18 protein-coding genes are annotated in these 14068 nt (G+C 59.6%); all 18 read left to right on the plus strand.

The genetic code is table 11. The annotated features are described in order from the left end of the window. The first annotated feature begins 4 nt into the window (after positions 1-4). The 18 genes from KH616_RS01200 (at position 5) to KH616_RS01285 (ending at position 14056) form a co-directional block, all read left to right on the plus strand. Positions 5-187, plus strand: coding sequence for a hypothetical protein (locus KH616_RS01200; protein WP_046196224.1), 183 nt, complete (start codon positions 5-7; stop codon positions 185-187). Between the two features lie 171 nt (positions 188-358). Next, positions 359-607 carry a hypothetical protein gene (locus KH616_RS01205; protein WP_021158934.1) on the plus strand — a complete coding sequence of 83 codons (249 nt, stop codon included), beginning with the start codon at positions 359-361 and terminating at the stop codon, positions 605-607. Between the two features lie 116 nt (positions 608-723). Continuing rightward, positions 724-1623 (plus strand): hypothetical protein, encoded by a 900-nt coding sequence (locus KH616_RS01210; RefSeq protein ID WP_131754397.1) that lies wholly within the window; start codon positions 724-726, stop codon positions 1621-1623. A 188-nt stretch (positions 1624-1811) separates the two neighbouring features. Continuing rightward, complete coding sequence (locus KH616_RS01215; RefSeq protein ID WP_046196226.1) at positions 1812-2396, plus strand: hypothetical protein; 585 nt, start codon at positions 1812-1814, stop codon at positions 2394-2396. Between the two features lie 129 nt (positions 2397-2525). Beyond that, complete coding sequence (locus KH616_RS01220) at positions 2526-2885, plus strand: hypothetical protein (RefSeq protein ID WP_046196227.1); 360 nt, start codon at positions 2526-2528, stop codon at positions 2883-2885. 332 nt (positions 2886-3217) lie between these two features. Continuing rightward, on the plus strand, positions 3218-3592 hold the full coding sequence (locus KH616_RS01225; protein WP_080324319.1) for a hypothetical protein: 375 nt from the start codon (positions 3218-3220) through the stop codon (positions 3590-3592). 79 nt (positions 3593-3671) lie between these two features. Next, entirely contained in the window at positions 3672-3962 is a 291-nt protein-coding gene (locus KH616_RS01230; protein WP_285518496.1) for a hypothetical protein, read from the plus strand. 130 nt (positions 3963-4092) lie between these two features. Further along, complete coding sequence (locus KH616_RS01235; RefSeq protein ID WP_046196230.1) at positions 4093-4443, plus strand: hypothetical protein; 351 nt, start codon at positions 4093-4095, stop codon at positions 4441-4443. A 107-nt stretch (positions 4444-4550) separates the two neighbouring features. Continuing rightward, positions 4551-4997 (plus strand): hypothetical protein, encoded by a 447-nt coding sequence (locus KH616_RS01240; protein WP_080324317.1) that lies wholly within the window; start codon positions 4551-4553, stop codon positions 4995-4997. A 63-nt stretch (positions 4998-5060) separates the two neighbouring features. Beyond that, positions 5061-5771, plus strand: a complete 711-nt coding sequence (locus tag KH616_RS01245) for a hypothetical protein (RefSeq protein WP_292233018.1) — start codon at positions 5061-5063, stop codon at positions 5769-5771. A gap of 123 nt (positions 5772-5894) precedes the next feature. After that, positions 5895-6194: a hypothetical protein gene (locus KH616_RS01250; RefSeq protein ID WP_046196233.1), complete on the plus strand. Its 300-nt coding sequence runs from the start codon at positions 5895-5897 to the stop codon at positions 6192-6194. Between the two features lie 246 nt (positions 6195-6440). Further along, a complete protein-coding gene (locus KH616_RS01255) occupies positions 6441-7010 on the plus strand; it encodes a hypothetical protein (protein WP_046196234.1) in 570 nt (189 codons plus the stop codon). Positions 7011-7229: 219 nt separating this feature from the next. Then, complete coding sequence (locus tag KH616_RS01260) at positions 7230-8582, plus strand: hypothetical protein (RefSeq protein WP_046196235.1); 1353 nt, start codon at positions 7230-7232, stop codon at positions 8580-8582. A gap of 153 nt (positions 8583-8735) precedes the next feature. Continuing rightward, a complete protein-coding gene (locus tag KH616_RS01265; protein WP_174924693.1) occupies positions 8736-9386 on the plus strand; it encodes a hypothetical protein in 651 nt (216 codons plus the stop codon). Further along, positions 9383-9778, plus strand: coding sequence for a DUF1294 domain-containing protein (locus KH616_RS01270; protein WP_242610633.1), 396 nt, complete (start codon positions 9383-9385; stop codon positions 9776-9778). Before KH616_RS01265 ends, KH616_RS01270 begins: the two co-directional genes overlap by 4 nt. Positions 9779-9934: 156 nt before the next feature. Then, on the plus strand, positions 9935-11575 hold the full coding sequence (locus KH616_RS01275; protein WP_080324315.1) for a hypothetical protein: 1641 nt from the start codon (positions 9935-9937) through the stop codon (positions 11573-11575). 258 nt (positions 11576-11833) lie between these two features. Further along, complete coding sequence (locus KH616_RS01280; RefSeq protein ID WP_046196410.1) at positions 11834-12550, plus strand: hypothetical protein; 717 nt, start codon at positions 11834-11836, stop codon at positions 12548-12550. A 75-nt stretch (positions 12551-12625) separates the two neighbouring features. Next, a complete protein-coding gene (locus tag KH616_RS01285; RefSeq protein WP_292233025.1) occupies positions 12626-14056 on the plus strand; it encodes a DNA cytosine methyltransferase in 1431 nt (476 codons plus the stop codon). Positions 14057-14068: the final 12 nt, after the last annotated feature.

Here is a 14068-nt window from a genome sequence, read left to right on the forward strand (position 1 = left end):
CATCATGAGCAAATCGAAGAAGCGTGCGATCGCTTATCTCGATGAGCTGCTGGCCAGACAGCGCGCTCAGCGGGAGGCGTCCGTTCGCGCGGGCCGTGCGGCTTCGAAACCAGTCGATCCCTACGAAATCACGTTCGCGCCGGCGGACCATTGCGGCGACCCTGCCCAAGCGCTCGATGCCGCGTGATGTGTCCGTTCGCAGCCAGCCAGCGATGCTGGTTGGTCGCATTTGACGTGGCCGCAAGGCCGACTTCCTGGAGCCGGCCATCCCGTAAGGGTGGCGGACTCCTTTCCCCCGGGCGGGGCACCCATCTCGGTCCGGGGTGAGTGCTTCGCAAAGCACCAGAAGGAGAACGTCATGGCAGAAAACGCAGTGAAAGCAGCGGTATCCGGCGAATCGGCAATGGACCGTCTCGACCGGATTCTGGCCGACTATGGTTTCAGTACGGACAGCAAGTCGCCCCGGCAGTACTTCCTCGTTTCGACGGTGAAGGAAAACGCAGAGGAAGCCAAGGACAAGGACCTCGTCGAGGCCTGCGTTCAGAAGCTGAATTCCATGCGCGAGTCGGTGTCGCGCCAGTTGTTCGCCACGAGCCTGGCGCACTGATTCCCCAAAGCACGAAATAGACGCCCGCACTCTGGTCCAAACCGGATGCGGGCGTTTGCATTTCGGGTATGCTGACGGAGACTTCGTGGCGGGAACCGATTCGGCGAGAGGGGATCATGGCAAGCGATCGTGGGTATGATTTCGACGCAGCATATGTGCTGATGGATCTGTTGCAGAGAGTAGAGCCGGGCGCTGTTGCGGGTGCACTGCTGGCGGAGGCTCGGGAAATATCCAGCGGAAGCTCGGAGCTCGCCATGCTGGAGCAGTCCGATTGTCTATCACGCATCGCTCGAGGCCTGATGGACGAGAAGGTGCAGGAGCGAATCAAGGATCTACGCGAGCAAAGCGGTCGGGTGCATGATCACGAACAGGCCGTAGAGAGCATCTGTGGCAAGATTGAGACCGCCGCAGGAGTTGTTTGGGCAATTCTGATCAGACTCTCCGAGGTGACGCAGTTCGGCGGAAGGGACGCGATTCCACGCGCGATGCCCCGAAATTTCGAGACGTCCAGATTCGACCTCGATCGTCTCCTCGCTGCATCTAAGCCTTACTCCGAGTGGAGTCCGGAGACACAAGACTACCTCCTCAAAGGCCTGGCCGCTGACTTGGCCGCTTTTCGAGATCTGTTTGATGCCTTTACGAGCGGCGAGGAGTACGTGGAGAGGTTCGAACTCATTGTCCGACCAGGGCAACTGTACCGGCTCATTGAGTTGAGCGATAGCCGTGAAGAACTGCATGCTAAGGCTGAGCAACTGAACAAGAATCTCGATGCGCTGAAGAAGGAGATGGCTGGTCTCCGCGATCTTGGCCCGCACGTCGATCACTGGTGGCGAGACTTTCTCATTGGCCTGAGGGGAGAGCTGGTCGCAGGCGAGCTCAGTCAGGGGCTCGCACCGTTCGTCCGGCCGATGAAGAAGCTCGAAGTCGGCACTATGATCCAGGTCTCGAACAGGTTGCTGAGTGACGATCAGCAGGTCATTCCAAGACACGAGGCGACCGCGGCGCCGGCCGGCTGACACCGAGCCGCGCACGCTGATCATCACAATACCTTGTCGCCCGCGCCCTTGAGCGCGGGCGATCGCATTTTGGGTGAGCCGCGAAAGGTCTAGAAACCGGTGAGATTATCGGTATCGTCGGGGCGTCCCGTGGATATAACGAGGGTGTGGCAGACGGCTGGAAGCAGCGAAAGCCGATATTCGATCCAATGAACAAACGACCCAAATACAGGCCGGGTACGCTTGATCGCGTACTCGCCTTCTTCAACGAAATTGGCATTCCGACGCGGTATGAGCCGGGTGCGACCGGCTTCACCGAGGGCGTGCGCATCGAGCGCGGCGAGTTGATGGTGGATCCGACGTGCCGGATTTCCGTTCTGTTGCACGAGGGCGCGCATCTAGCGATCACCCCCAGGCGCTATCGACATCTCATGTGCGGCAACCTGTACGCCGGTCGCCGTGAAATGTTCCGCCAAGTGGGGGAACTGGGCCTGCCCCCGGACACTGCGCTCTACCGGGCGGTCATTCAGAGTTCCGATCCGGAAGCGACCGCGTGGGCCTTCGCGGCGGGACTGCACCTCGGTTTCTCCCGAGAGGAGATCATCGAGGACGACCAGTACGACGGGGATGGCGAAACGATCCGACTGGCCTTGTTCTTACGCTCCTACGCTGGCATCAACGGACTCGCGCACGCCGGCTTCTGCGCGCTACGGCCCGGTCACCGGCTTCCGGTATGGCCAGAGCTCGCGTTTTGGACCCAGGAAGTCGACGCAGAAGGGTATCGGGACCGTTAATATGCTGCTCGCCGCATGATGCGTCTGCCTCCGGCGAAGATGGGCACTTGAATCCGGGCTCGCCACCGATAAGATGACTTTACATCCGACGCACCCGCGTCGATACAAACCGCTTACGAGGACAAAAACATGATTCGCAAACTGCTTGTCGCTTCGATTGCCGCCGCTGCTCTGCTGAACGTCGCCGCCTGCTCTTTCACGCAAGGCGTCAAGCCGGACGCCAGTGTCAGCACCTGCTTCGTCAAAGGCGTGAGCACGCTGAGCGACGTCGAAGCCAAGCTCGGCCAGCCGATGAAGACGGTCACGAACGCGGACGGATCCACCACGGCCACGTTCCACTATGGTGAAGCGCACCTGGGAGCCCTTGCGCTGGTCGGCGTCGGTGCCGCCACGGGGCGGGACATCATCACCGTCGTGAATTTCGACAAGCGCGGCAAATTTCTGACCCTCACGCAGGAAACCGACAACCGTAAGACGTCGGGCTTCTAAGCCGGCAAGATCGCGCCACGCTGTTTCAGACAGGCCCGGAAACCCCGTTGCAGCAGGTTTCCGGGCCGTTCCACATTCTTCCCATGCTGAAGTCCTGCCTCCGGGCGAATGCCTTCCGACTGGCTGCGGCGGTCGGGAGCCGTCCTTGGCTTCCTGTCAAGAAATTCTCGGGTATAATTTCGCTTGATTTACCCGGTAGCTGGACCGTAACCAGCCATTCCCGGCCGTGTTCTCGGCCGGGATCTCTCTGCACCGACAACGGTGCGCCCCATTTTACCCCTGCGGGATGTTGCTCCCGCGTGGGCGCTTCTCGCTCGTCTCAGGAGTAGCGTATGAATATCCAGCCTGCTATCCATCAGGAATCTCCGCTGTCGGGCGTCGCATCACGGCCCGCGCGTGTCGTGTTTCTTCCGGACGGTTACAACGGACACACGATGGCTTTTTGTGCCGAGCCGGTCGCCGTGGAAGGCAATGTTGTGAAGCTCCACTGCGCAGAGCCCGGCAAGGAGTACCTGATCGCCTGGCGTTGCAGAGCCGTCTTCGAGGCGGCGCTCATGTCGCGGGAAGGCAGCGCGGAGGTTACGCTGGCGGAACGCGGGATCGCTGGGTGGCGCGGCACGAACGACGACGAGTACCAGATCTACGTCGAGTCGGCCAAGGCACTCGGCTGGAAAATCAAGACACGCGACGAATGGCTCAATAGCTGACCGTCGATTTTTTAACCCTGTGGGGACGCACATCCCCGCTGGGTGTGTGCTCCTCACGATTTCCATTGAGGAGTACAAGATGGCCGCTATTCTCTGCTCCAATGCTGCAACCGGTCTTCAGACCGCTGTCACCAGCGCGGACGTACGACAGGCGTTCCGAGCGGCTGGAATGAGAGCGCGTGTTGCCGATCTGGGCATGAAGTTCCGGATTTGTGATCTCGACAGGTCGCAATACGGAACCGAAGTCGAGCGTGTTGCGAGGGCTCTGAAGTTCACCGATTCCCTCGGGCATCCGGGCGGGCAGTGGAACACATCGACCGAGTTTATTGCATACAAGTCGGGAAAGATTGTCCGTTTGTCGGCGCAGTGAATAAACTCAGTTTCGATTTCGAAGTCAGCGCCGCTCGTTCGCAAGGCGACAGGCGCTGATTCACAACTCAACCCTGGTGGGGAAGCATTCCCGCCGGGGACGCTTCCTTGCCGAAGTTATAGGAAGCGTCATGAAACACATTATCGAAGCCACGGGAAATCTCACGTTCCTGATCGAAAACGATCGTGACCTCGAGATACTCGAGGACATCAAGGACCGCGTGGGTGGTAATGACGTCCGGTTCCTGGACGACATGCTCGATCAGTTGGGCTTTCTGGGTAACGCGAAGCTCTTCGGGATCGCCCCTGTCGACGTCGGTGCCCTGACGGACGCGCCGATGCTCTCCGATGCAATCGATTTGCAGGACGATGGCAGCATCGTTGTTCTCGGGAACGTCTGGTGGTATCCGAACTACCAGGTCGAGGACTTCGCAGAACGGCTGATCGAGCGCGGCAGCGTTACGTTTCAAGCTGCAGCCTGATTCGCTTTTTTAGAGCCGCCATCGAGGCTGCGCTCATGTTTTAACCCTGTGGGGGCGCACATCCCTCAGGGTGTGTGCTCCTTGCGATTTCAAATGAGGAGTACAAGATGGCAATTTTTCTCTGCTCGAACGCCCACATCAGCACGCTCGCGGCCTACGCCGTGCAGCACCAGATCTGCCTGCCGCATCTGAAGCTGGATTACCGCGGTGCAGCGGCCGGTACATGGATCGCGGGCGAGCTGTTCAAGGCGAACGTCAAGGCGGTCACCAAGCAGTATGGCAAGTGCGAGATCCACGTCCCGCACGCCTATCTGCCGATGGCGACTCTGCCGGAGCCGGTGGCAATCCTGAAGCTTTGCGAGGGATACGAGTGCCAGGTCGAAGGGCTCGACGACTACTCGTCGTTGCTCGCCGGCAAGATCATCTCGGCCATCCGTGCCAGGGCGATCCGGATGTTACCCGGATACGAGTCGGCGCCGTGGTGTATCCCGGATCAGCGAGTTGCGAGCCGGACGAATCTCATCGGGGCCGTCGCGTCGTCTGTTGTTCATTAACTCATCGGGGAGCAGGCATCCCGGATGGGGTGTCTGCCTCTTCGATCTACTCAGGAGCAGATCATGGGTTACAGCGGTACCCGGAATATTCCGGGCAAATCGGCAATGGAGATGTTGCGTCATGTCGATACCCACTACGCCGGGAAAAGGGTGGAAAACGACGTGGCGACCTACGAGGTTGTCGATGGAAAACCCGGACGAGGCGGTCTCTGGTTCGTCGTGCGCATGACGATCAAGGCGACGGGGGAGGGCTTCAACTATGCGGAATTCGTGAAGATCTCCCGTGACCAGAAGGAGTTCTGCTGGAAGCCGATTTGGGAGTTCTCCGACCCGGGCGAAACGTCCATGCCGAGGTCGCTTTTCAATCAGCTCACGCCGATCGAGAAGATACCCGCCGGCTCGGGCCGGAACCTGGAAAACGCCGCAGCTTGGCGTGACGCTCAGCGCAGGGCATACGAGCAGAAGTCGCTCGAAAGTGCCGCGGCGCCGAACGCCGGAGACGTCATCGTGTTCCGCGATCCGATCGATTTCCAGATCGGAAACGAGACCGTAACGACCCAACGTTTTCGTGTCCGTGAATGGGGGCGTGCCCGGCGGTTGACCCCGCTGGTCGGAGACGGAGAAGCTGTCTTCAATGCCAAGCTGAAACGCTCGACGTGGGATACAAACCCGTTCGAGGTGGAAGGGCGACTGGCAGATGTTGTGCCGGTCGTTGCGGTGGCCGTACCGTTGCCGGTTCCGCAACGTCAGTTGCAGCAGGCAGCGCTGTTCTGAAACGTGCGGAGATTTGGTCCGTTCAAGATGGCCTGGTCGCGTAGGCGTGACCGGGCTTGATGTCCAACCCACGCGGGGACCGCTCCCCGCGCGGGAGACGTCCTCGTCATCTTTGAAATCGCAATGAGCCGAAATCGCGAAAACGTAGTGTGGCCCAGCCGGAACGGTACCTGGAGTCGGGGATTCTTCGACTACTACCAGACGGGTGACGATCCGGAATGGGATGTCGAGTACGACTATGACACCTTCATGTGGTGTTCGACGGGGCATCCGACGATGGAAGCCGCCTGCGCCGCCTGGCGTGGGTCGAATCCGGGAGGCATGAACTCGTACGACACGCCGAGCGTCGAAACCGACCGACTCGATACGATGGCCGAGAAGTACGCGGCCGCGCAGTCCGCTGCGAAGCATCGCCGGTATTGATCCGGTGCAGATAACGACCCGCCACATCCTTTTTGAGGGTGCTGGCGGGTGTCCTTTTTGAGCGATTACTTCCTGTCAGGAAACTATGGCAAAATGACTTAGTTTTGATTGGTAGCTGGGCCATATACCAGCCGAAACGCGGGTTCCCCGCTTTCTCATGTTGGCCGGAAAACCGGCTATTTACCCATGCGGGGCATTCATCCCGCTGGGGTGTCTGCTTCGCGTATCTCATACAGGAGCAGAAATATGAATCAGCAATCCAGTCCGGAAACGGACCTCAAGAAGGCGAGCGTCTCGCGCGAAATCGCTGGTGCAATCCTGACGGCCGAGGTCTCCCCTTGTTCCTGGATGAATCCGACGTACGGGTTCCAAATCTCGGTGACCATGTCGGAGGGCGGTGGCAAGGCGTACGTGCACGAGAAGGAACTTGCTTTCGCTGATGCGACGGTCGGTGACATGAGCCGACTACTCGAGACGATCGGCGTTATCGCTTGTGTGAAGTGCGGTAAGCCCGCCTTCGATCCCGATACCGTGCGAACGAACCGGGAGAAGCAGTGCGAGCGCTGTTTCATGGCCAAGCTCAATGCGGAGTTCGAGGAAGGGCGGAAGAAGGAAGCCCGTCGAACGGCCGAGAATGACGCGAAGTACAAGAAGCAAGGTTACACACATCGCGTCGACGCGTGGATTCACCGTAACGACGGTGACGACGTGGCTGTCTCTTACTACATGCAGGACCCGACGGACGCCCAGATCCGGGCAAAGCTTCGCAAGGCACGCAGCGTCGTGCTCGATGACTACAAGCTGGTCCAGCTCTGAATGAACCCGCCGCACATCCCGATCTTCGGGGTGTGCGGCGGGTTTTTCATTTCCGCGGGGGAATTGCTGCGCCTAGGGCCGTGTGCTAGGCTATCCGCTGGATGCCATCCCAACCTGCCGGCGGGTTAAACAGGCGGCTTACTTTCTTCTCGCAAGACGACCTTTTGTCAGGTCTGCATGGAATCGCCGGTATGTAGACCTCGATCAAAAGGACTCGTCATGCCGTCAGCATTTCTCAGCCGGAATTCCTTCAATCAACTCAAGCGGGCGGCCAGGCAACAGTTGCCGGGCGTTCAGCACTCCCATGTGCTTGAAGCTCTCGCCCGTGCTCTTGGCCACAATAACCTGGCTGCGCTGAACGCCGCGTTGGCGGTTGGTGAAGATACCGCAGTACGATTCTTTCTGTTTTCCTACCACGACCTGCGCATACGGCTCGCCGAACTCGGGTATTCGGACGCCCTGACGTGGGATCTCGATTTCTCCTGCGTCACGGATGTCTTCAGGGTGAAGCGACCATTTCCGTCGACCCTCGATGCCTTGCTTGCCGACGGAATCATTTCGCTCGAGCACCGCCGTCGTTTCGATCAGTTGATCGACCAACGAAAGTCGATTCTGATCATCGGAGCTACCTCGTCGGGCAAATCGCTTCTGATGCATGTGCTGCTCAACGAAATGGCGATTCGAGCTCCCGGGGACGCATTCGTGGTCTTGGAGGTGACACGCAGCGACGCGGAATATCCGCCAAATGTCGACCGATTCGTGAAGAGTGAACGCGGGCCGGACGAACCCCCGCACTTTGGCCATCGTCGAGTAGCTTTCGACGAGCTCCGGGATGGCATCGCCTCCAACGTTCTGCGCTCCTGGACCGCTTACGGCGGGGGTTTAGGGACCCTGTACGCGCGCAGCGTAGAGGACGTGATCCCAACGCTGACGGAATTGCTGGGCGGTCGTGGCGTCGGGTCGATTCATGAAGCCATTGATATAGTCGTCCGCATGGAGCGCAGCGACAAGCCGCGGGTCGCGGAGATCGTCAACTGGACCGAACTTCAGCATGGCTCCGAGCCGCCGGAATTCTCGCAGGAATGGCGTGAGCCGGCAAATCTTCGGATGCCGCCTCCCGAGGACGTCGGTCGCTACGTCCTGCAGGATTTGAGGCGACTTGTGTCCGAGCGATTTTCGGCCGGCGATCAGGTTCCCCTCAGTCCGGATATGCCGTTCATCCACGACGATCTGCGCATGCGGGATGGGCAACCTTACCAGGATGGTCTTTCGTTCACGCCGAAGCACTGGACGCAGGCTGAGGACGGCAGTTGGGCGCCCTCGTCGGCAAGCTTTTTCGGACACAGTCATCATGCGCTGCATGGCCCGCTGAATGACGTACTGACGAAGGAGCGAATGGATGAAATGAGCCGGATCATCGCCGAAGGCGGCAGGGTGATTGTTATGGATCCGAAGGTGGACACCGACGTCGCACGGGCTTTGAACGGCAAATCCGAATCGATAACCCAGACGCGCCGGAACAGCCCCCCGCAACCGGATTCCGACACCACCAGTGACTCCAAGTCCGATTAAGCTCGAAATGCCGCTGTTCTGGTAATATTCTCGGCAGTTTCGACGGTAGCTGGGCCATTTCCAGCCAGAAGCGGCGTTGCCGCCTTTACTCAACCCATGCGGGGCACGTTCCCGCTTGGGATCCTGCTTCGCCCTTTGTGTCAGGAGCGGGATATGCAGACCAACACGGCAGACACGGTTTCTGTCGATATCAAAGTTCCGGCAGAGATGCCGGAGTTCTCCGAGGACCTGATCTACAGTCCGCGCATGCGGGTTGTACGCGTCGGGCAATCCCTCAAGACGTGGCGTGTTGCAGACCAGACGTTCGAATCCGATCCGACGACACCGGAAGGTATCGAGCAGACGGTTCTCGGCATGCTGTCGGACCTTCGCTTTCTATGTGACGAACATGGGCTCGATTTCGCTCGAATCGACCGAATGGCCTATGGCGACTACACGGTGGTGAAGAATGAAGCTCGCCGCGAGGCTGCGAAGCAAGCTGAATCCGCAGCGGTAGACAATGTGCCGTCGGCCTCATTGAAGTTGCAGGTGCTGGGGATGTATAGCTACGCCGCGGTCTCTTCGTTGGATGGGTACCAGTACCTCGCAGGCTTCGTAAGGGCTACCACCGTCTCCAAGGGGACCGGTATCTTCGTCGTCAACGGCGTACTGAATCGCGCAACCTACAAGAAGCTGCTCGAGGAAGCGCGTGCTGCGCAGCTGCAGGTCGATCGCGTCGTCGTGTACGGCGAAATCGCAACCTACACCGGCGCAGGCATCCGTTTCACCAAGTTCGACGAGCTTCCCGGCCTGGATCGGGGATGAGCTTCGTCATGTTCAATCCCGAAAGGAGGGGTATGCAGACACAAGCAAAGCCGAAACCGTTTCGGGAACTGACCGGACTTGCCTTCGCGTCAGGATTGGTCGTGTTGTCGCCATTGTTTCCCGGTGCGTTCCGCATCCTGTTCCTCTGCATCAACGTCGTTGCCTTCGTGATGTTCGTCGAAGACAAACGCCGGGCAGTGGAGCGGGAGAAGCGCATCAAGGAAGCATGGCTGCATCTGATCACCCTCGGAGGTGGTTTCGTGGGCGCCCAACTGGGCAGGGCGACAGCCAGGCACAAGACACTGAAGCCGGCGTTCGACGGCGTCTTCTGTGTCGCGTGGCTGCTGTGGCTCGTAGCGTGCGTTCTCTACTGGCTCTACGTCAGGAGATGACGAGAAACCGGTGCCGGGCCGATGGCGGAATTCCGCCGTCGCCCGGGATCGGGATTTGATCCTTAGGCTGGGTTCACCGGCCACTATTTCAAACCCATGCGGGGCATCTCAGTCCCGGTGGGCTGTGTGCTTCGCTATTCAATCAACGGAGCACATATGACCGAGCAAAGTGGCAAGTCGTTTTTGGCCCAGTTTCACGAAGCGGCAGTGCGTGTAGCAATCGCCTTCTGCCGTCAATTGGCGTTGTCGTTGACGGGAGCGGAGCTCACACAAGTCCGTGAACGGAACCGCGTCGAAGAAATCGCTGGGGTATGCCATACCCACGACTTCTGTGACGCGAACATGCTGATGCTCGATGCCTTTGTAGAATGCGGCCTTGCCGAGAATCAGGAATCCTGTATCGGCGACGAACTGCATCCTCTCTGGAATTTGGCGTGGAAACTGGCTGCTGAGGCTGAATTTCGCGGCGATGCATTTCGTGAGACCAGTGTGTATACGCGGGAAGTTCCGGCTGAAGCGGATTCCGCCGCGTTGAAAGCACCTCCGAATCGCATTGCTACGAGCATCATCGCAGCGGTGGAGCGCATGCGGGCGTTGAACGTGGTGGTCGAGGTCAATGAGGCAGCGCCGTCTGTCAAGATCGACGCCCACGCGGTCCCGCACGTTAGGCAAGACGGAATTTTCACGGTTGTGGGCGAGCGTGCAGATGGCCTGATTTCGGAGGCCAGCGCCTACGTCAGCCTTGCCGAGACGGTGACGTTTGACGAAGCGATAGCGTTCATCGTGCACGGCTACCTTGATGAGTTCATCGAATTGCCAGACACCGTGCGAGACGCGATCAATTCGGTCAATGCCCAGAGAAGTCTTGTTGTCGATGGAACGGATCAGCACGGCAATTTCGCTGGTGACGGCGAAAATGCCCCGTTCGTTGTCTTTGATGTCGAGCGGCAAGAAAACATCGCTGGCCCGTTCGGCACGCGACAGGACGGTGAAAAGGCTCGATCGGCGATTCTCGCTGGTGCCCCTCCGATGTTGGATTCCGGGGCGTTGCTGGCGTATCAGTCACATGATCGGAAACGGCCGGAAGTGACCGTCCGCGACGCGGCACAGGCACTGCTCAAAGCTTTTGGCGGGGATACTCCGTCCTGGCTGCGAGAGGAGGCTGTTGCTCTCGAAAATGCCTTGGCTTGCGAAGCCGGAGCAAACGAGGGGGAACTGCCGGCGGCGCGGGAAGGGCGCAAGCCTGAAATCGCGTCTACCGAGGCGAACTGGAAGGAAGTGGCCGGATCGCTTTACGGTGCAGTCGATTCGCTGGAGACTCAGGTTAACCAGATGAAAGGGCTGTTTCCGGACGAGGACGGCATGATACAGGAGGCACTGGAGGAAGCCGGCGAGGCGACCCGAAGCTATCTGGCGGCGTCTCGCGCGAGTCACAACAGCGCAATCGGCGACCGGAAACTGCCGGAAAAGCCGGTTACATCACGAATGCTCGCTGAGCAATATCCGGTGAAAGGCTCGATGCCCCATTCGGTCGTGCATCAGCTGTATCAGCTGCGCGAAGCCGAGATCTCCACCCTGAGTCAACGAGCGGTGATCTTGGAGTTTGACCTCCGCGAACTTGATCGAGGCGGAAGGGCTGTCGTCGCAAGCATGCTGTATGCGAAATGTGATGACGTCGCCCGAAACGCGCTCTTGCATGACGAGCACCCGCACGTGCGTAGCTGCGCAGTGATTTCGCGCTCGGAACTTGAGCCGGAGCCTGGGCACAAGCCGTCGATCCCATCTATCGACGTGTAATCGATCAGCCTGAAACCCGCCCGCCGTGTGCTCCCTTTCGGGAGTGCCGGCGGGATTTTTTTGTGCCGAGCTGGGGAATTTTCCCATCAGGAAGTTTGTGGCAGAATAGGTCCGTTTTCCCAACGGCAGCTAGTCCGAAATCTAGCCATATTGCGGTGCGTTCTGACCGCAGTCGATTCTCACCATCCGGTGATTTTAAACCCATGCGGGGCATCTCGGCCCTGGTGGGCGTGTGCTTCGCGGTTCATTGGAGCACACATGAAACAGCAAAACATCAAGTCGTTCATCGCCCCGATTCTCGTGGGGAAGGTCTTTCCGTACGCAGTCTTGGTCAAGGCAACCGATGCCGATGGCCCGGGCGAGTTCGAGGCCAATGGCCTGATGTACGAAAACGGCCACGTGCTGATCGAATACCCGTTCCGTCGTCCGGGGCAGAGTATCGAGCAGGCCACGGTCGAAGGCGGCGATCCGGCGAATCATTACCAGATCGATATCACCACGGCCGTGTTGCCCGACGGGACCGAACTGGCCCGCGGCGAAGCCTGGGAAGAGATCTCGTATCCGTCGAGCTGGGCCGATCGCGTTAAGGCGGCGATCGCGGCTCACGGCGAAGCGTCGTTCCTGCGCGGCGACCATCGTCTCTCCGACGATGGGCACGCGGAAGGTGCACGGCTGTCTGCCGAGCTCAGTCAGGCCGAAGACAACCTGTACCGTCTGCTCGGTCTGAAGCCGAACATCGACGAGGAGCGCACCAGCATCAAGGTGGCGGTCCTTTGTGAAAGCTCGCAAGGCATTCCCGAGATCCGCACGTTCGAATTGCCCGTTGCCGACGTCGATATGGACGAGGGCGAGCACTACGAGGTCGCGATCGAGCGTGCCGTCGCTGAAGGCTACGGCGGCAAGATGGTCGCATTCGACGAACACGACCACGCCGCGCGGCACCTCTTCGAGACGGCGGCTTGGTTCACGAAGTAATCCACTTTGTCTTTCAACCCTTGCGGGAGCCGTTCCCGCAGGGAGCGCTTCTCGCACGTTCCCCTGGAGAAGCATATGAAATCCCTTCAAGGCATGGAGATCCGCAAGCTCGGCAGCAACAAAGGCACGCCGCGCCTGTGGATCGAAGGCTCTCAGGCGAGCCGTGCTGGCTTCCTGCCGGGCATGAAGCTCAGAGTCAAGCTCGATGAGGACCGCTGTATGTTGGTCCTCGAGGCGGCGGACGATGGCGAGCGTGTCGTATCCAAGAAGGTCGTGCGCGAGCGCGAGGTTCCGGTGATCGACATCCAGAACGAAAGCCTTCTCGGCATCTTCGTTCGCATGGGCCTGACGGCCGTCCGCATCGTGGTGCAGCTGCGCCGAATCTTCGTACTTCCGATCGCCTCGGAAGTCCGTGCGAAGGAACGGCTCGACCGGCTGAAGTCGAAGCTCGCGAATGACGAACCGCTGCTTATGGTTTCGTTCTCGTCGGGAATCGGCATCCTCGACCGAGCCGCTCATACGGGGCTGGAAGAGGCAGGCATCCGCTCACGGCTGGCAGTCGCGAACGAGATCCGGGACGATTGCATGCAGCATGCGGTCGAGCACAACCCGGTTTTCGACGCGCAGACCATCCTGCTGACGGCTCCGATGCAAGAAGTGGTGTTCGACAACTGGGTGATGTCTCAACTGCCCAAGCTCGACGGCATGGTGCTCGGTATCCCGTGCAGCGGGGCGTCGAACGCCGGGCGGACGAAGCGCAAGCTGGAGTTCCCGGAGTCGCACCCTGACGTTGGGCATCTGATCGTACCGGCACTTGCGGCTGTGGCACAGGCCTCGCCGGCCTTCGTCGCCATCGAGTGCGTGCCCGGCTGGCTGAACACGGCGTCGGCGGCGATCGCACGCTCGATGTTCCGAGACCTCGGGTATGTCGTCCACGAGACCGTGCTGAATGCGGCCGAATGGAACATGCTCGAGCATCGCGAGCGCATGTGCATGGTCGCGGTCACACAGGGCGTTGAGTTCTCCTTCGATCTGGTCGAGCGGCCCGAGCCTCAGGCTCGCAAGCTGGGCGAGATCATGGAAGTCGTCGCGCTGGACGATAAGTGCTGGTCGCCTCTCACGTACCTGAAGGACAAGCAGGAACGCGACGAAGCGGCAGGGAAGGGATTCAAGATGACGATCGTCAACGAAGAATCTCCAAAGGTGCCGACGCTCAACAAGACGCTCGCGAAGCGTCAGAGCACCGGAACCTTCCTGCAGCATCCGGCCGATCCGGATCTTCTCCGAATTCCCACGGTACGCGAGCATGCTCGCTGCAAGGGGATTTGGGAGGATATGGTGACAGGAGTCACGCAGACGTTCGGTCATGAAGTATGTGGCCAGGCTGTCAGCGTTCCGCCTTTCGTCTCGGTGTTCAAGGCCCTTGGCCATGCGCTTTTGGCGTTCAAACAAGCGACGTCGATTTCGTTTGCGTCGTTTGTGCGAGCCGAGGCTGTCGCGGCATAAGTTGCATCCATT

Origin of the sequence: Burkholderia sp. (genome assembly GCF_018375725.1) — a bacterium.
In the GTDB taxonomy this organism is placed as follows: Bacteria; Pseudomonadota; Gammaproteobacteria; order Burkholderiales; family Burkholderiaceae; genus Burkholderia.

Bases quoted from the DNA above. Each gene is read 5' to 3' on its own strand.
- KH616_RS01200 (WP_046196224.1), top strand. From the start codon at position 5: ATGAGCAAATCGAAGAAGCGTGCGATCGCTTATCTCGATGAGCTGCTG.
- KH616_RS01205 (WP_021158934.1), top strand. From the start codon at position 359: ATGGCAGAAAACGCAGTGAAAGCAGCGGTATCCGGCGAATCGGCAATG.
- KH616_RS01210 (WP_131754397.1), top strand. From the start codon at position 724: ATGGCAAGCGATCGTGGGTATGATTTCGACGCAGCATATGTGCTGATG.
- KH616_RS01215 (WP_046196226.1), top strand. From the start codon at position 1,812: ATGAACAAACGACCCAAATACAGGCCGGGTACGCTTGATCGCGTACTC.
- KH616_RS01220 (WP_046196227.1), top strand. From the start codon at position 2,526: ATGATTCGCAAACTGCTTGTCGCTTCGATTGCCGCCGCTGCTCTGCTG.
- KH616_RS01225 (WP_080324319.1), top strand. From the start codon at position 3,218: ATGAATATCCAGCCTGCTATCCATCAGGAATCTCCGCTGTCGGGCGTC.
- KH616_RS01230 (WP_285518496.1), top strand. From the start codon at position 3,672: ATGGCCGCTATTCTCTGCTCCAATGCTGCAACCGGTCTTCAGACCGCT.
- KH616_RS01235 (WP_046196230.1), top strand. From the start codon at position 4,093: ATGAAACACATTATCGAAGCCACGGGAAATCTCACGTTCCTGATCGAA.
- KH616_RS01240 (WP_080324317.1), top strand. From the start codon at position 4,551: ATGGCAATTTTTCTCTGCTCGAACGCCCACATCAGCACGCTCGCGGCC.
- KH616_RS01245 (WP_292233018.1), top strand. From the start codon at position 5,061: ATGGGTTACAGCGGTACCCGGAATATTCCGGGCAAATCGGCAATGGAG.
- KH616_RS01250 (WP_046196233.1), top strand. From the start codon at position 5,895: ATGAGCCGAAATCGCGAAAACGTAGTGTGGCCCAGCCGGAACGGTACC.
- KH616_RS01255 (WP_046196234.1), top strand. From the start codon at position 6,441: ATGAATCAGCAATCCAGTCCGGAAACGGACCTCAAGAAGGCGAGCGTC.
- KH616_RS01260 (WP_046196235.1), top strand. From the start codon at position 7,230: ATGCCGTCAGCATTTCTCAGCCGGAATTCCTTCAATCAACTCAAGCGG.
- KH616_RS01265 (WP_174924693.1), top strand. From the start codon at position 8,736: ATGCAGACCAACACGGCAGACACGGTTTCTGTCGATATCAAAGTTCCG.
- KH616_RS01270 (WP_242610633.1), top strand. From the start codon at position 9,383: ATGAGCTTCGTCATGTTCAATCCCGAAAGGAGGGGTATGCAGACACAA.
- KH616_RS01275 (WP_080324315.1), top strand. From the start codon at position 9,935: ATGACCGAGCAAAGTGGCAAGTCGTTTTTGGCCCAGTTTCACGAAGCG.
- KH616_RS01280 (WP_046196410.1), top strand. From the start codon at position 11,834: ATGAAACAGCAAAACATCAAGTCGTTCATCGCCCCGATTCTCGTGGGG.
- KH616_RS01285 (WP_292233025.1), top strand. From the start codon at position 12,626: ATGAAATCCCTTCAAGGCATGGAGATCCGCAAGCTCGGCAGCAACAAA.